A 20,287-nucleotide genomic window follows, 5' to 3' on the forward strand; every position below is an offset into this window, starting at 1 on the left:
CATCTATTGTGGAACGGGCTTCTAGCCCGTGCTCAGCAACAGGCAAGATGCCTGTTCCACAAGACAATTCATCTATTGTGGAACGGGCTTCTAGCCTGTTGCTGACATCTGTATCATTTCCCGTTAACAGCCAGCGGGGAACTGGTTGCTGGAAAAATCGCCAGTTGGGGTCAAATTTGCGCGATCGCGAACACACAATTTGCACCGGTTGTGGGGGCTTTCCTTGCAGTTTCCTTTGTTCTAGCAAATCGGGTGAAAAGACTCTCAGAGTGGTTCCATAGGCGCGTAAAGTGCCGTTTCCGAACAAAACTGCGTCACTGGCGGCGACTTGTTGTTCGAGGTGAGATTTGTCGTTAGCTGAACCGAATCGGGCGGCGGTGAGGGCGGTATCTGTAATTTTGCCATCGGCACTCATGGCGAGTATTACTGTTGTGTGAATCATTCGATTTGGGATTTAGGGTTCGGGATTTTAGAATACAAAAAACCCAGCGGTTGAAATCGCCGAGTGTTTCTACCTCATTTACCTAATTCCCGAATAAACGATCGATCGCAACTGAAACATTTGGAAAAGCGAGGGGATTAATATTACCGTGAGTCAGAGTTTCTCTGAATTGATAGCCAGCATCGGTAGGATCTCGAAACACGATTAATTCCATAGTTCGCAAATTGACAACCCAATACTCGGCAATCCCGGCGGCGGCGTAAATTTTGTTCTTAATTCCCAAGTCTTTAGTCAGAGTAGAATTGGAGTATTCTATCAGCCAAAAGATGTTTTCTGGATAGGGATGATGTTCTCGATAATTTTGTCCCAAACGTTGAATTATAGCGATATCTGGTTCGGGTTCGGAGTTGTTAAGTGGCAAGGTAATGGGCTTACCTTGTCGCACTTTAGCCCGATCGCCTAGCAAGTAAATTAGGTACTCTCCAGCCTCATCGCTACAGTAAGCATGAGATTCTCCTTCGGGAGCCATTTCGATTATTTCTCCACCGATTAGTTCAACTTTTCGCCCTTCCAGAATGCCGGCTGCAATGATGCGGTGGTAGTCTGCAACCGTCCATTTTACAGTTGTGACGCTCACGGCGATTACTCCTGTGTTTTTATTGTTATTTTACAGTCGATCGCACATTTCTCCCAAAAACCCGATCGCCCATCCACCCAAAAATGCGATCGCCCATCCACCCAAAAACCCGATCGCCCATCAATCCAAAAACCCGATCGCCCGTCAATCCAAAAACCCGATCGCCCATCCACAAAAAATGCGATCGCACATCCACAAAAAACCCGATCGCCCCATCAATCCATCAACCCAAAAACCCCGGCGGTTGAAACCGCGGCTACACAGACAAAACCCGCCTCCGCGGGTTGAAGATTTACCCGATGATTTTCCATCTCCGAATACCCTCTTCGTCCGCGGAGGCGGACATTGTTTGTGTAGACGCGGTTTCTAACCGCCGGGTAACTGTCAACTGTCAACTGTCAACTGTCAACTGTTTAACTCCCTCCAATCGCAGGAAATGCACCCGGCCCGATCGATCGCCCGCTACAACTGTCACTCCATCAGCGGCGATCGCACAACAATCAAACCTAGCATCTCCGCTGAAACTAGCAACCTCTTTGCCACTAAGCAAATCCCAGATTTTGAGGGTGTTATCGGATGAAGCGGAAACCGCTATGAGGCCGTCTGGTGCGATCGCGACTTCTTGTACCTCGTCAGTATGACCGGTGAGGGTAAAAAGTTCGGTGTCTGTCTCGATGTCCCAGATTTTGACGGTTTCATCCCTTGAAGCGGAAATCGCGGTTTTGCCAGAAAGTGCGATCGCAACTGCTTTTACCTCGTCAGTATGACCGATCAAAGTTGTGAGTTCGATGCCACTGAGTAAATCCCAGACTTTTAGGGTGTTATTCCTTGAACCAGAAATCGCTGTGAGACCGTCTGGTGCGATCGCAATTGGTATTACCCAGTTAGTATGGCCGGTGAGAATTCTCAGTTTTTTGCCACTAATCAAATCCCAGATTGTGAGGGTGTGATCCGTTGAAGCGGAAATCGCTGTCAGACCGTCGGCTGCAATCACGACTGCTAATACCCTGTTAGTGTGATAGGTGAGAGTTCTCAGTTCCCTGCCATTAGGAAAATCCCAGATTTTGAGAGTGTTATCCCCTGAAGCTGAAATTGCTATTTTGCCAGAGGGTGCAATTGCAACTGCTGTTACATAACCAGTATGACCAGTGAGAGTTCTCAGTTCCCTGCCACTAAGCAAATCCCAGATTTTGAGGGTGTTATCGCCTGAAGCGGAAATCGCTGTTTTGCCATCTGGCGCGATCCCAACTGCTGATACATAATCAGTATGACCCATAAGAGTTATGAGTTTCTTACCACTGTCGATGTCCCAGATTTTGAGAGTTTTATCCAATGAAGCCGAAATCGCTGTCAGCCCGTCGGCTGCGATCGCGACTGCTTTTACCTCGTCATTATGGCCGATGAGAGTTGTTAGTTTTCTACCACCGTGGATGTCCCAGATTTTGAGGGTGTTATCCCGTGAAGCAAAAATCGCTGTTTTGCCATCTGGCGCAATCGCGACTGCTAATACCCATAACGTATAGTCGGTGAGGGCTCTCAGTTGGATGCCAGTGTCGATATCCCAAATTTTGATGGTGTTATCGCCTGAAGCCGAAATCGCTTGTTTGCCGTCTGGTGCGATCGCGACTGCTGATACATAATTAGTATGACCGATAAGAGTTGTAAGTTCTCTACCACTTTCGATGTCCCAGATTTTGAGGGTGTTATCCTCTGAAGCGGAAATCGCTCGTTTGCCATCCGGTGCGATCGCGACTCCCCATACCGAGTCAGTATGACCGATGAGAGTCAAAAGTTCCCTTCCGCTGTCTGTGTCCCAGATTTTTAAGGTGTTATCGCATGAAGCTGAAATCACTGTTTTGCTATCTGGTGCGATCGTGACTGCTGATACCGAATCAGTATGACCGATCAAAGTTCTCAGTTCTCTTCCGCTGTCTGTGTCCCAGATTTTCAGGGTGTTATCCCATGAAGCGGAAATCGCTCGTTTGCCATCCGGTGCGATCGCAACTGCCGTTACTGGGTCAGTATGACCGATGAGAGTTCTTAGTTGCCTACCGCTGGCTGTGTCCCAGATTTTGAGCGTGTTATCCTCTGAAGCGGAAATCGCTGTTTTACCGTCTGGTGCGATCGCCACTGCCCATACTCCATCAGTATGACCGACAAGCGTCCGCAGCGCCCCTTCATTTGCCCGCTCTAAATTAGCCCTCAAAGGCCGCAGCCAAAGACTATTTTTCGACTGCTTGGCTTGTTCCAGCAACCCCTGAATATCAGTCATTTCAAAATCTAGCAACCTCCCCAATAATTGCCCTACTAATTCAGTTTTATCCCTATCCAAAACGTGCGCCGACTTCCGAATCGCCCCTTGAATCAACCGCAAAGTTTCCCCTTGCCCCTCCGACAACAAAACATCAGAAACCCTCGCCAAATCGTAATCCTCAATTAACGCTTGAACCCCGATCGCATCCAACTTCGCCTCAATAAAATCAAAATCCGTCAACAACTGATGCAGCCGTTCCCCTTGAACACTCTGGGCCAAATGCCCCGGCAGAGTTTCCAAAGCATAAAGCCGCTTTTTCGGCGACAGTTTCCCCAACCGTTCTTTAAACTTACTCATCGCCGTACAAATCCTCCCACAAATTATCAGAAATCGCCGTTTCAATATCCCGCAGCGACACCCCAGCTTTCTGCACTACATCTATACGATGCAGAAATCTTTGGAAACTCGCGTGATAGATACTGTAATCGGGAGGACTATCACCGCTACGCCGCAGAAACTGTTCCCAATCATCGAGAACTTCCTGCACATCCAAAGCATCTTCCTCAGCAAAATCCGCCAAAATATCGCAACAAACCGGCTTGCGAGTTTTCGTCAACAAATAAATCACCTTCAACTTCCGGCGGCGCAATTCCTTATCTTTAACCGCCATTTCCATCCGCGCCCAATGCTTGTCATAATATCCTTCCAACTCCCTCGGCAAATCTTGCAAATTCACATCGCTGTACTTGCCGCTATCGATATCATTCAGCACGTAGCGCAGGTACATAAAATTATTCTGGCTTTTTTCTGCCACCGCCGCCACAAACAGTTCGCGCTGCAAATTTTGACGGTTAATCCAACTCTGAATTGACGCGCTGTTCCCCGTGCGTTTGTCAATATAAACCTTGACATCTGCCAAACTTTCTGCACTGTACTGCATCAAATCAAAAACCTGATGATTTGGCAAAGGCAGAGTTTTCGGCTGCTTCGACACAATAAAATAAACATTATCCGGCAAAGCATCCGGCAAATACAAAACATTGCTACCGCGCCCCTGCAAACTGAGATCCACTTCATCCAGGGCATCGACGACAATAATCAACTTTTTGCCACCCAATTTAGCGCTGACTTCCCCCAACAATCGACTCAGAAAGTTACCATCTCTCGTCGCATTTTCCGGCAGTTGCGGGTAATTTAGTTGATAGCGTCGAATTAACTGAGTGCAGGCATTTTCGAGAAATTGTTCGGCGCGGGCAATGCCTTGAGATTGCGAGTTAAAATGGGCAACGCAGCGCCGCTTCAGCAGCAGCACTAACTTCGCCATAATTGAACTTTTACCGACACCCGGATCGGCTTCTAAAACAAAATAGCCTTTGCGATTGTTCTGCAAAAATTCCGCAATTGCTGCAAATACAAATCGCCGTCCGGTAAAGTCTTGAGTCCGATCGGCAATAATCGTTTCGCACTCGTAGGGAAGCGGCAATCTCGGCGCGGAAGTATCAACAAATCGTTCCAGTAAATTCTGAATCTGCGCCAAATCGTCGCGGATACCAATTTCGATCGCCTCCAACTTCACCATCACTTGACAAATCTGCTGCTGCGTCGCCACGGCTTCCAATTTTTGCAGAATCTCCCCATTTTGCAGCCCCAAATCTCTCAATTCCGTCAAAGCAATTTGGTGGAGATTCAACAGCATCGCCGCAAACTTTTCGCCTCCCTTCGCTGCATCCAGTTTCAGCACTTCGCGGTACGCTTTCGGGAATGTTGTGTACAGTTTGTTCGCCACAAATTCGACAATTTCCGCATCCAAGGATTTGCCCTCGGTGGCGGCGAATTCCCCCAGGAAAGTTGCCCAATCTGCTGGTGTCAATCCGGTAACGCGATCGAACTCCTCGGCATCGGCAGAAAAAATCCCAGTTAGCTGCTCTTCTGAAATCTGTAAACCCCTTGACAAATCGGCTGTACTCGTGTTAATATCCAGCCAGTATTTGGGAGTTTTCTGGGCTAATTTATCTAAATCCCTGGTCGAGAAATTTTTGCTAAGGGCTAGTGCGGTAAACTTAGGTGAGTTAGTAGCAACCTCTCTCAAAATATAGCCGATCGCCTCACCCGCAGCCTTAGTCAAATCATGATTGTCCAGAATATTGGGATTTTTTGCCAGTTTTTCCGTCATCCGATTTCCGAGGTCATTCGCCGCGATATTCCCCGCAATACTAGCTGCAATCGTTGCTAAAATAGAAATCCCCCCAACCGTTGGATTGGCAATCGCACCCAATGCTGCTGTCACACCCGGATTGGCGATCGCGCTGGCAATCATTGGCGCAACACCCATCACCGCACTGCATCCAATTACCCTAACTTTAGTATTAGCTAAATCTACTAACGACATAATTTAAATACTTCTCATACTTTGGAATAGTTTAGCGCGGCGAGATAATTAAATACAAGGTTAATTTACCGCCTTTAATATCAGCTATTCAGTCGTCTTTAGACGACTTTAGCTGTGAGACAGGGGTTTTCAACCCCTGGCGGCCCCAGCAACTAGCTGAGGGCCTCCGCCACCCCTGGCGGCCCCATTGGTCAACAACCAGGTCAAACGTAGTCACAGACTGCTGTTTACCCCCGAGGCCAGATCCCCCCTTAGCTTGCCCCCTACTCCCCCTTAAGAAGGGGGGGACAGGATTCCGATCAAAGTCCCCCTTCTTAAGGGGGATTTAGGGGGATCTGGCCTCAGCAACAAACGAGAGATACAAAAAAGGGTTCCAGGCTTAAGTTGACAACAAACTGGCCGCCCCGCTCTCCTATTTGTAAACTTTTTTGTCAACCCGATCGCACAGCTTGTATTTAACGGATAATGTCTGTTTATTTATTTTTGTCCCCCAGCGATCGCCCTCAAAACAACTTTACTTTTCTTTACAAACCAACAACCAAAAGACGGCGCCGAACACAATAATTTCGTTACAGACTTTAAATGCGACGCGCGATCGACTAAAGTAAAAAAAATGGCTTTATCCGTTTATTCATCGCAAAGGAAACAAAGCTCATGGTTCAACGCGGTTCGACAGTCCGGATTCTCCGCAAAGAATCCTTCTGGTATCAAGAAGTGGGCACCGTTGCTACGGTAGACCAAAGCGGCATTAAATACCCAGTTATCGTTCGCTTTAGCAGCGTCAATTATGCCGGCGTCAACACCAACAACTTCGCCCAAAGCGAATTAATCGAAGTGTCAGCACCCAAAGCCAAAGCCAAAGCACCAGCAGCACCAGCAGCACCAGCCGCAGGAAAGGCACCAGCAGCAAAAGCAGCAGCCAAACCAGCAGCACCAGCCGACGGCGCTCCTAAATAAGGCTAACCAAATAACTAGACTCAAGAGCGCTAATTGTGCCAGAACTGCCAGAAGTAGAAACTATTTGCCGGGGTTTGAACCAACTTACCCTCGATCGCGAAATATTGGGCGGAGACGTGCTGTTACATAGCTCGATCGCCCGCTCAATCTCTGCGACCGATTTTTTGACAAAACTCAAAGGAAAGTCGATCGCATCTTGGTACAGGCGCGGCAAATACCTCCTGGCAGAACTATCGCAATGGAGAGGGGGAGAGGGAGAGAGTGGGAGATCGGGAGAGGGGGAGAGGGGGAGAGTGGGAGAATTCTCACCTCAAACTTTCAGTTCTTCTCTTCAATCTTCTTCCTTCTCCCTTCTGCCCTCAAATGCTGGCTGGTTGGGCGTTCACCTGCGGATGACCGGACAATTGCTGTGGGTAAACCAATCCGAACCCCTACCAAAACACGCCCGAGTCCGCCTATTTTTTGCAGGAAACCAAGAATTACGCTTTGTAGACCAACGCACCTTCGGGCAAATGTGGTACGTCCCCGCAGAAACCGAGGTTTCCAGTACAGTCACCGGCCTCAAAGTCCTAGGCCCGGAACCGTTTTCCGACGAATTTACCACAGAATATTTAGCCCGCAAGCTGCACCGACGGGCGCGACCAATTAAAACAGCATTGCTAGACCAGTCACTGGTAGCGGGTTTGGGCAATATCTACGCTGACGAAACTTTGTTTTTGTCGGGAGTGATGCCGACAACTCTGTGCGCTGATTTGACAGAAGTGCAAATCGATCGCATTCATACAGCTATTATTCAAGTTTTACAGCAGGCGATCGCCTCCGGCGGCACCACTTTTAGCAATTTTCTCAACGTCCAAGGCGTCAACGGTAACTACGGTGGCGTCGCTTGGGTGTACAATCGCGCCGGTCAACCCTGTCGTACTTGCTCAATGCCGATCGAAAAGATAAAATTAGCAGGGCGATCGACTCATTACTGCCCCGCGTGTCAGAAATAACCAGGAAGGTACGTTCCTCGATCAAAGAGCGCTGAAGCGCAACTACGTACCTAATACGCAGGAGGGTACGATCATCGATCAAAGAGCGCTGAAGCGCAACTACGTACCTAATACGCCTACGTACCTAATACGCAGGAGGGTACGATCATCGATCAAAGAGCGCTGAAGCGCAACTACGTACCTAATACGCAGGAGGCACCATCACCTTTGTTTTTTACCAAAATATTTGCTCCAAACCCTCAATCTCAGTTCAAAAACCTGGTTTCTTGCTTCGAGTGCATCAGTTATATCTACTATTAAAGCCAAATCGGCATTAAAATTTGTATACTTTTATAAATGAAACAGAGCAAATTATGGCAATCAAAAAAGGTAGCATAGTCCGCGCAATTCGCGAGAAACTCGAAAACAGCCTAGAAGCCCAAGCCAGCGATCAGCGCTTTTCCTCCTATCTATTTGAAACAAAAGGCGAAGTTATGGATGTTCGCGGCGAGTACGCCTTCGTCAAATTTGGTAAAGTCCCCACCCCCAATATTTGGCTGCGCGTAGACCAACTCGAAGATTTTAAGTAAACTCACAGTTATAGACGTAACTCTTAGGTACGTTGTTGCGCTTGGGCGCTCTTTCATAGATCGAAGAGCGCCCAAGCGCAACAACGTACCCACTCAAAGGTAACGTAGAGTACATACAGTGCACTCGATCGCACTTAAGCTCATTCTTAAAATCTAAAAGTTAGCATCTAAAATCGCATGAATCCCCCATCAACCCGCGTATCAATTATTGGTGCAGGCAAAGTCGGTAGCACCTTAGCCCAACGAATTGCCGAGAAAAATCTAGCAGATGTAGTATTGTTAGATATCGTCGAAGGTTGGCCGCAGGGCGTTGCTTTGGACTTGATGCAAGCAAGGGGAGTCGAACGGCACGATCGCCAAATTGTCGGTACAAATGATTATATAGATACAGCCAACTCAAATATCATCGTCATTGCCGCCGGTATCCCCCGCAAACCCGGTATCAATCGCGAAGATTTAATTAAAATCAATGCTCAAATTGTCACAGAAGCTGCCAAACAGGCGATCGCCCATTCCCCCGAAGCAATCTTAATTGTAGTCACAAATCCCCTAGATATTATGACATATCTAGCCTGGGAAGCTTCCGGTTTGCCAAAACACCGAGTCATCGGTATGGGCGGCATTCTCGACTCCGCCCGCTTTCAAACTTTTATTGCCATGGAATTGGGCGTTTCCATTGCCCAAGTGTGCGCCACAGTCATCGGTTCCCACGGCGATTTGATGGTTCCCTTACCCCGCTATTCCACAGTCAACGGCATTCCCATCGCTCAACTGATGGATGCAGGGGCGATCGATCGCATCGTACAGCGGACTCGCCACGGTGGCGCCGAAATAGTAGGATTGATGAAGAATTCTAGCGCCTATTTTGCACCCGCATCTTCCGCCTGTTTGATGGTAGAATCAATTTTACTCAATCAGTCGCGACTCTTGCCTTGCTCAGTTTATTTGAACGGTCAATACGGCGTGCAAGATATATTTTTAGGTGCTCCCTGCCGCTTGGGATATCAGGGCATCGAACAGATACTGGAACTCGAACTTAGCGATGCAGAAAGAGCCGCTTTTCAGGATTCTGGTAAACTGGTTTTGCAAAGTATTGAGGAAGCCGAAACCATACTGAAGAATGCTGGTTAAGCAAGTCAGCAGAAAGTATCCGGCTTGTGCACCCGAAAAAATGTACAGCCTCAATATTTCGGGTGAGACAATTTCATCAATAAGACTTACGCAGTCTCGACTCAAAAAGCCCGGTTGATTATTTTTACCCCTCTTGATTTTCTCACTTAATTATTATGTTAAGAAACTAGGTTTCTGTCTCAGCCCCGATTTAACCTAAAATTCCTTGACTTTAGCCTAAAATGTGATATAGTTGAGTAATATATTGTATCAAAAATGTTAACCAACCCAACAAAAGCGCTCAAAAGGAAATAAAGTCTTAGAGCATCGGTTTTGTTGGTTTAATTTAAGCAGAGCCTACAACGAAAACCAACTGGTTGACCGGAAAACTCAGCTCGAATGAGGTGGATTTCAATAAGTTTAATAAATAGAAGCGATATCATAAAATAATTTGAAGGCCCGGCAAATCATCGAAATGATTCCATAGCTCCAAAATCTGGATTAAACCGAATTTAAAACAGATAAGTTGAGAATTCGAGAAAACCAGAGAAAACTCAAGAAAAGCCGATCGCCTAAATTCAAACAAATCTTCATAGAGGCACTCCCAACAGGATATTCGATCGCCAAACTTAGGACAATATCAATCGAGTTTGCGATAATCAGAAAAAGGTGATAATTGCAACCACAGGCGATCGGAAAAAAATGTCAAGATTAGTTCAGGACTCTGGGCGCGCTTGCGCCGTGAAACCGGGTTTCTGCTTTTCACTTTCGGAGATTCCCTGATTTAATTACCTTAAGATACCGGGTTGATGATTCAACAGTTGACAGTTGACAGTTGACAGTTGACAGTTTGAGAGCGACCTTTACCCTTAAGTCCGAGGATTGGAGTAATGAATAGTCTGATTTTAATTTCTCCTTATTTCTGGTAAAACTCTCAATTATTGACAATTTATGCACTCTTCCCATCACCGATCGCCCGTTTTTACAGTAAATATACCAAGTTAAGCTCCTGGTTCGACCTCCCAATCTAGAAAAAATACGGAAATGCAGCGCGAGTAGCTGCTAAGTGCTAGGAGAAGGAGGAGAATTTGCCCTCTGCTTTTAGATTTACAGCAACCGCGCCCATCAGGGTTAGGACGTTCTCGCATGGCACAAACCCTTGCGTTCGATTGTTTCTTCACTTCGCTCAACTGTCAACCCTTATCTAAGCCAGCGAAGCTTTCAACTGTCAACTCTTCTCTAAGCAAGCTGTCAACTGTCAACTATCAAACGATTTTGGATTTTGGATTGGGGATTTTGGATTGGGGATTGTCAACTGTCAACTGTCAACCCTTATCTAAAGCGGGCAAGCTGTCAACTGTCAACTGTCAACTGTCAACTGTCAACTGCTATACCAGGCTCAACTTGCCGAGCGCTATTGGGATGCTATGTACCTCGATACCAAACCGCAAAATAACTAAACAAATAACAATATGTTTCATGAATATTTGTATCAAGAAGTAACCGACTTGCGCCAAAAGCTAGCTCACCTAGAAAGAGAAATGCAGTCTCAAACCTGGTTCAAAAAGCTGCAAGCGCTGATGGGAGTGATTGGCAAAATTCGTCAATCCTTAGACTTAGAAACAATATTCAAAATTACAGCCACCGAAGTTCGGCAACTCCTAAATGCCGATCGAGTCGCCGTTTACCGGTTCATTCCCGAATCCGACTGGAACGACGGCGAAGTAGTATCAGAAGACGTACTTCCCCAATACAGCCCATCCCTGGGTGCAAAAGTTCACGATCACTGCTTCGGCGAACAATTTGCAGCCAACTACGCCAAAGGTTACGTTCAAGCTGTCAGCGACATCTACAAAGCCCGGTTGAGCCCCTGTCACCTCAGAATCCTCAAGCGATTTCAAATCCGAGCAAACTTAGTCGTACCCTTGCTACAAGGGCAACATTTGTGGGGATTGCTGTGCATTCACTCCTGCGGTCAACCCCGCGATTGGCAGGAAGACGAAATCGAATTTGCCAAACAAGTAGGCGACCATTTAGCCGTCGCAATTTCTCAGGCCGAATTGCACTCGCAAACCCAGAGGCAATTAGCAGAAATCGAATCGACGCAGCAGAAACTCCGCGACAGCGAGCAAAAATATCACCAAATTCTTGACTCGATCGCCGATATGGTATTGGTCAAAGGCCCAGAATCGAAAATCGTTTGGGCAAATCAAGCATTCCGCGACTATTACGGCATGACTGAAGAGGAACTTCAAGGCATTGTAGACGCACCTTTCTCCAATCCAGACAATACTCTCCAGTACATCAAAGATGACGCTTTCGTATTTGAAACCGGACAGACTCTGCAAATTGCCGAAGAACCGGTGACGCGCCACGACTCAGAAGTGCGACTGTTTAGCACAGTCAAAGCACCCATCCGCAACGAAGACGGCCAAATTACAATGACTGTCGGCGTCTCCCGGGACATGACGGAACGCAAAGCAGCAGAAGAAGCCGTCAAAGCCAGCGAAGCCAAATACCGTCGTTTGGTAGAAACCTCCCAAGACATGATTTGGTCGGTGAATGCCCAGGGGCGTTTCACCTTCGTCAACCCAGCAGTTAGATATATCTACGGTTACGAACCAGCAGAAATGCTCGATCGGCCTTTCTCGGACTTTGTGACACCAGAACAAAGCCGGAAAGATTTACAAGTTTTCCCCTGCTTGCTTGAGGGAGAATCAGCTTTTCAGCACGAAACCACCCACATCGCCAAAGACGGCAGCATCAAACATTTGATGTTCAATGCCATAGCCCTGTACGACGACAGCGGAAACGTCCTCGGCACCACCGGTACAGCCACCGACATTACCGATCGCAAACGGGCAGAATCCGCCTTGCAACACGCAAACGCCGAACTAGAGCGCAGAGTAGAAGCCCGTACCGCCGAACTGCAACAGACTTTTGCCGCCCTCAGTGTCAGCGAAGGCAAGTTCCGGACGATCGCAGCCACCATCCCCGGAGCTCTGTTTCAATTTTGCAGCCGCGATGGAGTGTGGAGAGTTGACTATATGAGCGATCGCATCGCAGATATAGCCGGCATCACCGCAGCAGAAATGATGGGAAACATCGCCTCTTTCATTTCCCACGTCCACCCCGAAGACCTCGAAAGCTTCATCGCTTCCATCAACGAAGCCGTTGAAAATACCTGCCTGTGGCACTACGAAGGGCGGTTAGTCAAGCCCGATGGCGAGATTCGCTGGTGGCAAGGCGACTCAATTCCCACCCGCAGCGAAACCGGCGAAATCGTATTTTCCGGTGTATTGCTCGACATCAACGATCGCAAAGTTGCCGAAACAGCCATCCGAGAAAGCCAGCGACAGCTACAAGAAGCCCAAAGACTAGCCCACGTCGGCAATTGGGAACTAGATACAACAACGGGAACCGTCACTTGGTCAGAGGAACTCTTCCGCATCCACGGACTCGAACCAGCGGCCACAGCACCCAGCCGAGAAGAGCAAATCGCTCTGATCCATCCAGAAGATTTAGAATTTTGGCATACAGAAGTACAGCGGGGAGTTGACTTCGGCATCCCCTTTGATTTTGACTTCCGCGTTTACCGCCCCGACGGTACCTTGCGACACCTCAACACCCTGGGCCGCGCCGAAATCGATGCCAGTGGCAAGGTGCTAAAATTGTTCGGCACGGCGATCGACATTACCGATCGCTTCCTTGCAGAAGAAGCCCTGAGACAAGCAGCAGCCGAGTTGGAAGACAGAGTGAGCGATCGCACTGCCGAACTTTCCCAAGCAGTCACTCAGTTAGAACAAGAAATTGGCGATCGAAAACTTGCAGAAGCAGCGGTGCAAGTTTCCGAACAAAACCTGCGAACAATCTTTAACAATGTCTACGATGCTATCTTCATTCACGATTTAGAAGGAAACATTCTCGATGTCAACAATCGAATGTTAGAAATGTACGGAGTGAGCCAGGAACAAGCAACAAAATTATCAATTATCAACGACTATTCAAGCGGCGATAATCCCATAGAACAAACGGCAGAACTTTGGGCTAGAGTATTAGCCGGCGAAACAGGTCGCATGGAATGGAAAGCGAGGCGTCCCAACGACGGTTCAACTTTTGATGCAGAAATTGCCCTGTCCAAAATCAATCTTAACGGCAATGTTAACATCATTGCCAACGTGCGAGATATTAGCGATCGAAAACAGGCAGAAGCAGAACTGCAACGCGCTCAACAATTTATGGAATCAGTCCTCAAAACCATACCCGTAGGAGTAGTTGCCAAGGAGGCCAAAGAGTTGCGATTTGTACTGTGGAACCCCGCAGCCGAAACTTTGCTCGGTTTCAGTGCAGCAGAAGTTATGGGCAAAAATGATTACGACTTTTTCCCCACAGAACAAGCTGATCTTTTCACCGCCAAAGACCGGGAAGTGCTCGACAGCGGGCAGATGGTAGAAATCGCCGAAGAAGATATTCAAACAGGCCAAGGAGAATCGCGGATATTTCACACCAAGAAAACAGCAATACTCGATGCTGATGGCACACCGCAATATCTATTAGCTGTCACCGAAGATATTACCGATCGCAAACTAGCAGAAATTGCCTTGAGGCGATCGTCCGCCCAACTCAAGCAGCAAGCCGATCGAGAAAAATTGCTCAACATTCTCACCGCTCAAATCCGCAATTCCCTCGACTTCGACAGCATCGTCACAGTCGCAGTTCAGGAAATTCGCGCTTTCCTGAAGATCGATCGCTGCAACTTTGCCTGGTATCGCGAAGACGGGGAGGAGCCTTTCTGGGAAATTATTAAAGAATCTCGCCACCCCCAACTTCCCGATTTAACAGGTCCCTATCGGGCTTCAGATTTTGGCCCCGTTGGAGAACAAATATTGCATATGGAAATAGTGCGGCTGGATGATGTCGAAACAGTCGCAGATCCTGCTTGGAAACAAACCATTCGAGGGATGGGCTACCAATCTGTATTAGCCATCCCCATGCAGGCACTTTCCGGGGTAATGAGCGCAATTACCTGCTGCAACAGCAATGTTGTGCGGCCCTGGAGCGATAGCGAAGTCGAATTGTTGCAAGCGATTACAGTTCAATTGGCGATCGCCCTCAACCAAGCCGATCTTTACGCCCAAACTCGCAATAAAGCTCGCGAATTAGAGCAAACCTTGCTGCAATTAACCAGCGCTCAATCGCAGTTAATTCAAAGCGAAAAAATGTCATCTCTCGGTCAACTCGTCGCAGGAGTTGCCCACGAAATTAACAATCCAGTTAACTTTATTTACGGCAATCTCAGCCATGCTAACGAATATACTCAAGACTTGCTGCACCTGATCGAACTTTACCAAAACTACTATCCCGATCCGGTGCCGGAAATTCAACAGGAAGTCGAAGCAATTGAACTAGAATTTCTAATGGATGACTTACCGAAACTGCTTTCGTCAATGAAAGTCGGTGCAGACAGAATTCAGCTCATCGTTGCATCTCTACGCACATTCTCCCGCATGGACGAAGCAGAAATGAAAGCCGTCAACATCCACGACGGTATAGATAGCACTCTGATGATTTTGCAGCACCGGGTCAAAGCAAAACCCAATTATCCCGAAATAGAGGTGATCAAAGAATACGGTCAATTGCCGTTAGTAGAATGTTATGCCGGACAGCTAAATCAAGTATTTATGAATATCTTGAGCAATGCTTTAGATGCTTTGGAAGAAAGAGATGCGCGGCTTTCTGTCGAGCAAATGCGGGAAAATCCCAGCTCGATCCGCATCTGGACTGAAATGCCAAAACCCGATCGAATATTAGTTCGGATTGCTGACAATGGCCCGGGCATGACAGAGACTGTCCGCAATCAACTTTTTAACCCATTTTTCACCACTAAACCTGTGGGGAAAGGCACTGGGATGGGCTTGTCAATTAGCTATCAAATTGTTACAGACAGACACAACGGCTCGTTGAAATGCACTTCTGCGCCGGGAGAGGGTGCCCAATTTGCGATCGAGATTCCGCTCAAAGCTAATCGCTAATCATAGGTACGTTGTTGCGCTTCAGCGCTCTCGATCTATGAAAGAGCGCTTAAGCGCAACAACATACCTAAAAGTTAATTTCTAGGTATCTCATTCCTAACCGCTTCTAACAACCTATCTAAATCTACTCATGAACAGCAAAACTAGAGTCAGTCCAAGTCTGCGGTGTAACTTCCTCAATGTAAAAAGTAGCGCATCACTGCTTGCTTACTGCTCGGCTTGGGCTCAACAGTAGGCTTGACCACAATTCCCCAGTTAGAGTTTGCGACTTTGAGGTAAAAATATTGAATTGTAGTTAATGATTCATTCGTGCCTGGTGTTTGTTCGGTTGTCACACCAACTAAGCCGGGAGCAACTCGCATGAATCAAGCGCAAATGAATTATACAGCTATTGTCACCAGTTTTCAAATTCTGGGTAAATGAGTAAATTTAGGTAGAAATAGACAGATTTCTTGAAACAGATGTTAACCCGACTTGATATTGCCCAGATTTATCAGCATTTCTGTCACTGCGCCACTGTCCAAAGGTTTAGAAAACAAATATCCCTGAGCTAATTCGCAGTCGAGTGCCCGAAGCTGGGCTAACTGTTCGGCTGTCTCCACACCTTCGGCGATCGCATTTAATCCCAAATTGTGAGCCAAAGTTACGATCGCCCGCACAATCTGCAAAGGCTGACCCCCGCCGTTGCCGTTTTCGATCGCCCCCAAGCGACTCACAAAAGATCGATCGATCTTCAGCGTATCCAGCGGAAAGCGGTGCAAGTAACTCAAAGACGAATAGCCCGTACCAAAATCGTCGATCGACAATCGAATATTTCTACCTTTTAATTGGGCGAGTACAATATTAGCCTTAGCCACATTTTCTACGATCGCGCTTTCAGTGATCTCCAATTTCAAACAACTCGGAGCGCAGCCAGTTTCTGCCAAAATTTCATCTATATGTTCAATTAAATTCGCCATTCCTAACTGCTTTGGAGAAAGATTGACGCTCATTGTTAATTGTGAAGGCTCGACAATTGGTAACTGGAAATTGGGAATTGGGAATCGCGAATTGGTAATCGCGAATTGGGAATCGGCAATCGGTAATTGGTAATCGGGGATTGGTAATTGGAGATTGGAAATTGGGAATTTTTTCCCTCTTCCCTCTTCCTTCTTCCCTCTTCCCTCTTCCCTCTTCCCCCTTCCCTCTTCCCTCTTCCTTCTTCCTTCTTCCTTCTTCCTTCTTCCTTCTTCCATCAACATTTCTTGCCAAACGCGCAATTGTCGGCAAGCTTCGCGCAGCACCCAGGCTCCCAGAGGCACGATCAAGCCTGTTTCTTCAGCTACAGGAATAAAAGTAGAAGGCGGTACTAAACCCCGAATCGGGTGCTGCCAGCGCACCAAAGCCTCAAAACCTTCGATCGCACCGCTGGCGAGGGAAAAAATTGGTTGGTAGTGGACAATAAAGTGCGAACATTCATCCTTACTTTTCCCTAATTCCTCCTTGCCAAAAATAGCTAATCGCAGGTCTGTTTCTAACTGCAAGAGGGAGATAGTTTGGTCGTGCATCGCCAAATTAAACACCTCGTGGCGGGCTTTACCCAAAGCTTTAGCACGGTACATAGCAATATCAGCATCGCGCAGGAATTCTTCGGGATGGCTGTATAAAGCACTCTGCTGGCCGTTCAACTCGTCACTTTCTACTATTCCTAAGTCACCTCGACTGAAAACAATCCCAATGCTAGCGGTGGTAAATACTTCATGCCCTTCGAGGTTAAACGGAATCTTCAGTTCTGTTTGTATCCTGTTAGCTGCTAGGGTGGCGTCGCTGAAGCTCTGAATGCGGTCTAGCAGAATGGTAAATTCGTCTCCCCCCAACCGGGCGACTGTATCGGAAACGCGCACGCAATCCTGAAGCCGCTGCCCTAGGGCAATTAGCAGTTTATCCCCAAGAATGTGTCCTAAAGAATCATTAACTATTTTGAAGCGGTCTAAATCTAGGAACAGGACGGCAAATTTGTAATCTGGGGAATGTTTGGAACGGCGGATCGCTTGTCCTAGCCTGTCGATGAACAAAAGGCGGTTAGGTAAACCCGTCAGCGAATCGTGAAAGGCGCCGTGCAGTAGTTGCTGTTCTACTCGCTTGCGCTCGGTGACATCTCTGATAATAATTTGGGCGGCGGCTGAGCCTTGATAAATAGCAGGGATGCCGGCAACTTCAACGTCTATGATTTCTCCGTCAAGCCGCATCAATTTTTCTTCGGCAAGCTCGATCGGCTGATTTTCTTCCTCGACTTGTCTCATCCGTTCTCTGGCTTTTTCGACATAGTTTGGATGAACGATATCCAATACCGGAAAGCCGATGAGCTCTGCCGGAGATCTGGCGCCGAGGAGTTTAGCGCCAGCGGCATTGATGTAGACGATTTTTCCTTGACTGTGAACGGCGATCGCTTCGGGAGATAGTTCTACTAAACGACGATAGCGTTCTTCACTTTCTTGGAGAGATACTATCAGCTCGCAGCGCTCTTGTTCGGCTCGCTGGCGTTCGATTTCCATTCTGTGAACTGCCAGAAATTTACCGATGCTTTGAGCCATCAGTTCTATGATTTCTCTGGCCTGCGATTCAAAATTTTTATGTCGGGCTTTTTGCGAACAAAAGCTCAAAGTACCATAAATTTTATCGTTGACAAATATCGGTGTGCCAATGTATGATTCTATGTTCAAATCTTGATAAACTTGATGGTCGCCAGTTTTCAGTATTTCTTTGATGTGAGAACACGCCATGGTTTTTTTGGATTTGATTACTGCTGCACAGTAAGTATCGCTAAGATTTAATTTTAAGCCTTTGTTAAAATATTTGATGTTGCTTTTGACGGAGCGAATCAGAAAAGATTGACTTTCAACTTGAGCAATAATACCAATAGAGAGTCCAAAAATTAAACAGCCTGCTGTCAGATAATCATCAACCAGTTCTTGAAAGTTTTGATAGTGATAAGTTGTAATCCGGTGCAAATGTTTGAGGTTGGCACTGAATGTGGCTAAATCTTGAGACTTTAAAAATAATTCTTCTTCCGAGCGCTGGCGGTCTGTAACATCGGTTTGAACTCCAATAAAGTGAGTTAAGTGTCGCCGAAAATTGTATACGGGAGCAATAGAAAGTTCGTTCCAAAAAGGTGTTCCATCTTTCCGAAAATTACGCAAAATCACTTGGCATTCTTTCCCTTCTCGAATGGCAGTTTGCAGCTCTTTTGCAGCGGGGCAATTGGTATCTTTTCCCTGTAAAAATCGGCAATTTTTACCAATTAATTCCTCTCTGCTATAACCGGTGATCCGCTCAAAACTGGGATTGACATAAATAATTGGATTATCTGCAACTGTGGCGTCGGCGATCGCAATGCCGTTGCTGGTACTCTCGATCGCCCGTTCCATCATTTGCAAGCGCTCTTGCGATCGAATGCGATCGATCGCCGCAGCTAACAGATTGGCGATCGCTTCTACAAAATAAACGTCATCCTGGTTAAAAACGCGCTCTTGCTTGCTGTGTACCCCCAAAATGCCCCAGACAGCCGACTCAGCAGTCTTCCCAGGTTCTGCTTGTCCCCAGTTCTTTTTCGCCTGTCCTCGATTTCCGGGAACGATCGCAGTGACGCCGCTGACAGCCTGGTGGTTGTGCAGCAGTGGCGACTCGCTAAAGCGGGTTTCTACTCGCAAATCTGCGACGATTATCGGTTCACCAACTAGCAATGTGTAACCTGCTTGCGATCGACTAGAAGCGGTAACAGTAGCGTTACCGACAAGTCCGGGCTGCCAGCCAATCCCCGCTCGCAACAGAAAAGCATGGCCAGAAGGCAACAGTTCCAAAAACTGGCAATACTCGACATCTAGGGTTTGGGCAATTAACACCGCAGCTTTGTCCATCAGTGCGGACAAGTCTGTTTCGGCTAGGGCCTGCTGTCCCAAGTAGGCGACGGCCGCTTGCTGGCGGGCCCGCAAGTGGATTGACGCCAGCAATTCCTGCTCTTTAGCGGCGGCTAGCTTGCGCTCGGTAATGTCGCAGAACACCGACAGCACAGTTTTTTCCGACAGTAATGTCAAATACCGCATGGATACAGTGGCCCAAAACAGGGTACCGTCAGCTTTTTTGAGGCGGACTTCTGTCTCGCGGACGTATCCGTTGCGAGCGAGATCCTCCAGTAGTTGCTGCCGTTCTGCGGGATTGTTGTAGAGGATGGAGGCTGGCTGGTGGTCGATCGACTGAAATGCTCTCAGGCCGAAAGCCTGACGGCATAAATCGTTGCTATAAAGAATTATGCCGTCAGGTAGACTGCTGACGATCATGGGCATCGGCATCGAATTGGCGATCGTCAGCAGCAATTCTTTGGTTTCTTGCAATTCTTCGTACAAGTCTGGCTTGGCGGCACAGCCCTGACAGTCTTCACCGTTTTCAGGGATAAAACTTTCCATTTTTCAATTGTTCCATTGAGCAGGTAACTTTTTTTACCAGAAAAAATTGGTTGAAAGCCGGAACACGAGTGAGGGAGAAATAAAAATCAGACTATTCATTACTCGAATCCTCGGACTTAAGGGTAGAGGTCGCTCTCCTTCGGTCAACTGTCAACTGTCAACTGTCAACTGTCAACTGTTGAAACTTGTGGTGACTGATGATTGCATATGTAGAGAACGATCGACAGTGCCCCACTACATTAATCTTAACCAAAACTCATGCAAGTCAGCTCCCCAAAACTGCTCGGATCGAGTTTTAGGTGGAATGCCAGTGGCGATCGCATCTGTCTCTGGTAAGAAAATGTAGAGTTTCTGAACTTGCGTTAAATTTTCATGTATGGCGGGGTAGCTTGCCAAATATGCAGCGCCAGCCCCTAATCTAAAAAGTAATGCCATCTGCAAACAACTACCCAAAACTATC

The 20,287-nt window shown here is 47.4% G+C and carries 13 protein-coding genes; 6 read left to right on the forward strand and 7 right to left on the reverse strand.

All coding sequences use genetic code 11. The features are described from left to right. Together JGK07_RS07370 and JGK07_RS07375 are read right to left on the reverse strand one after the other, a co-directional pair. Positions 1–442: dihydrofolate reductase family protein (locus JGK07_RS07370; RefSeq protein ID WP_293242009.1), on the reverse strand; the 442-nt coding region annotated here is incomplete at its 3' end. An 82-nt stretch (positions 443–524) separates the two neighbouring features. After that, complete coding sequence (locus tag JGK07_RS07375; RefSeq protein ID WP_293185503.1) at positions 525–1,079, reverse strand: Uma2 family endonuclease; 555 nt, start codon at positions 1,077–1,079, stop codon at positions 525–527. Between the two features lie 13 nt (positions 1,080–1,092). Here JGK07_RS07375 and JGK07_RS07380 point away from each other — a divergent pair, with 13 nt between their 5' ends. After that, positions 1,093–1,449, forward strand: coding sequence for a hypothetical protein (locus JGK07_RS07380; RefSeq protein ID WP_293242006.1), 357 nt, complete (start codon positions 1,093–1,095; stop codon positions 1,447–1,449). 21 nt (positions 1,450–1,470) lie between these two features. Here JGK07_RS07380 and JGK07_RS07385 read toward each other — a convergent pair whose 3' ends face one another. Both JGK07_RS07385 and JGK07_RS07390 read right to left on the reverse strand, forming a co-directional pair. After that, positions 1,471–3,690 carry a hypothetical protein gene (locus JGK07_RS07385; protein ID WP_293241995.1) on the reverse strand — a complete coding sequence of 740 codons (2,220 nt, stop codon included), beginning with the start codon at positions 3,688–3,690 and terminating at the stop codon, positions 1,471–1,473. Next, positions 3,683–5,722, reverse strand: coding sequence for an ATP-binding protein (locus tag JGK07_RS07390; RefSeq protein ID WP_293241992.1), 2,040 nt, complete (start codon positions 5,720–5,722; stop codon positions 3,683–3,685). Before JGK07_RS07390 ends, JGK07_RS07385 begins: the two co-directional genes overlap by 8 nt. A 654-nt stretch (positions 5,723–6,376) precedes the next feature. Between JGK07_RS07390 and JGK07_RS07395 the strand changes: the two genes are divergently transcribed. From JGK07_RS07395 to JGK07_RS07415, 5 genes are all read left to right on the forward strand, one after another. After that, entirely contained in the window at positions 6,377–6,679 is a 303-nt protein-coding gene (locus tag JGK07_RS07395; RefSeq protein ID WP_293185507.1) for a photosystem I reaction center subunit IV, read from the forward strand. A gap of 35 nt (positions 6,680–6,714) precedes the next feature. Continuing rightward, positions 6,715–7,674: a DNA-formamidopyrimidine glycosylase gene (locus JGK07_RS07400; protein ID WP_293185508.1), complete on the forward strand. Its 960-nt coding sequence runs from the start codon at positions 6,715–6,717 to the stop codon at positions 7,672–7,674. A gap of 353 nt (positions 7,675–8,027) precedes the next feature. After that, positions 8,028–8,243 (forward strand): NAD(P)H-quinone oxidoreductase subunit O, encoded by a 216-nt coding sequence (locus JGK07_RS07405; protein ID WP_293241989.1) that lies wholly within the window; start codon positions 8,028–8,030, stop codon positions 8,241–8,243. A gap of 177 nt (positions 8,244–8,420) precedes the next feature. After that, entirely contained in the window at positions 8,421–9,374 is a 954-nt protein-coding gene (mdh, locus tag JGK07_RS07410) for a malate dehydrogenase (protein ID WP_293185511.1), read from the forward strand. 1,451 nt (positions 9,375–10,825) lie between these two features. Then, positions 10,826–15,385, forward strand: coding sequence for a PAS domain S-box protein (locus JGK07_RS07415; RefSeq protein ID WP_293241986.1), 4,560 nt, complete (start codon positions 10,826–10,828; stop codon positions 15,383–15,385). Between the two features lie 176 nt (positions 15,386–15,561). Here the strand turns inward: JGK07_RS07415 and JGK07_RS07420 are convergent, their stop codons facing one another. From JGK07_RS07420 to JGK07_RS07430, 3 genes are all read right to left on the reverse strand, one after another. Next, on the reverse strand, positions 15,562–15,747 hold the full coding sequence (locus JGK07_RS07420) for a hypothetical protein (protein WP_293185516.1): 186 nt from the start codon (positions 15,745–15,747) through the stop codon (positions 15,562–15,564). 102 nt (positions 15,748–15,849) lie between these two features. Next, positions 15,850–19,827: an EAL domain-containing protein gene (locus JGK07_RS07425; protein WP_293241983.1), complete on the reverse strand. Its 3,978-nt coding sequence runs from the start codon at positions 19,825–19,827 to the stop codon at positions 15,850–15,852. 234 nt (positions 19,828–20,061) lie between these two features. Then, the gene (locus JGK07_RS07430; protein ID WP_293185518.1) at positions 20,062–20,262 is read right to left on the reverse strand and encodes a hypothetical protein; all 201 of its coding nucleotides are present in this window, start codon (positions 20,260–20,262) and stop codon (positions 20,062–20,064) included. Positions 20,263–20,287: the final 25 nt, after the last annotated feature.

This window comes from Microcoleus sp. PH2017_24_DOB_U_A, from assembly GCF_020738205.1.
In the GTDB taxonomy this organism is placed as follows: Bacteria; Cyanobacteriota; Cyanobacteriia; order Cyanobacteriales; family Microcoleaceae; genus Microcoleus.

What these genes read in the sequence shown, in the direction of transcription:
- JGK07_RS07385 (WP_293241995.1), bottom strand. Translation starts at nt 3,690, where the DNA reads ATGAGTAAGTTTAAAGAACGGTTGGGGAAACTGTCGCCGAAAAAGCGG.
- JGK07_RS07390 (WP_293241992.1), bottom strand. Translation starts at nt 5,722, where the DNA reads ATGTCGTTAGTAGATTTAGCTAATACTAAAGTTAGGGTAATTGGATGC.
- JGK07_RS07395 (WP_293185507.1), top strand. Translation starts at nt 6,377, where the DNA reads ATGGTTCAACGCGGTTCGACAGTCCGGATTCTCCGCAAAGAATCCTTC.
- JGK07_RS07405 (WP_293241989.1), top strand. Translation starts at nt 8,028, where the DNA reads ATGGCAATCAAAAAAGGTAGCATAGTCCGCGCAATTCGCGAGAAACTC.
- mdh (WP_293185511.1), top strand. Translation starts at nt 8,421, where the DNA reads ATGAATCCCCCATCAACCCGCGTATCAATTATTGGTGCAGGCAAAGTC.
- JGK07_RS07415 (WP_293241986.1), top strand. Translation starts at nt 10,826, where the DNA reads ATGTTTCATGAATATTTGTATCAAGAAGTAACCGACTTGCGCCAAAAG.
- JGK07_RS07420 (WP_293185516.1), bottom strand. Translation starts at nt 15,747, where the DNA reads ATGCGAGTTGCTCCCGGCTTAGTTGGTGTGACAACCGAACAAACACCA.
- JGK07_RS07425 (WP_293241983.1), bottom strand. Translation starts at nt 19,827, where the DNA reads ATGGAAAGTTTTATCCCTGAAAACGGTGAAGACTGTCAGGGCTGTGCC.
- JGK07_RS07430 (WP_293185518.1), bottom strand. Translation starts at nt 20,262, where the DNA reads ATGGCATTACTTTTTAGATTAGGGGCTGGCGCTGCATATTTGGCAAGC.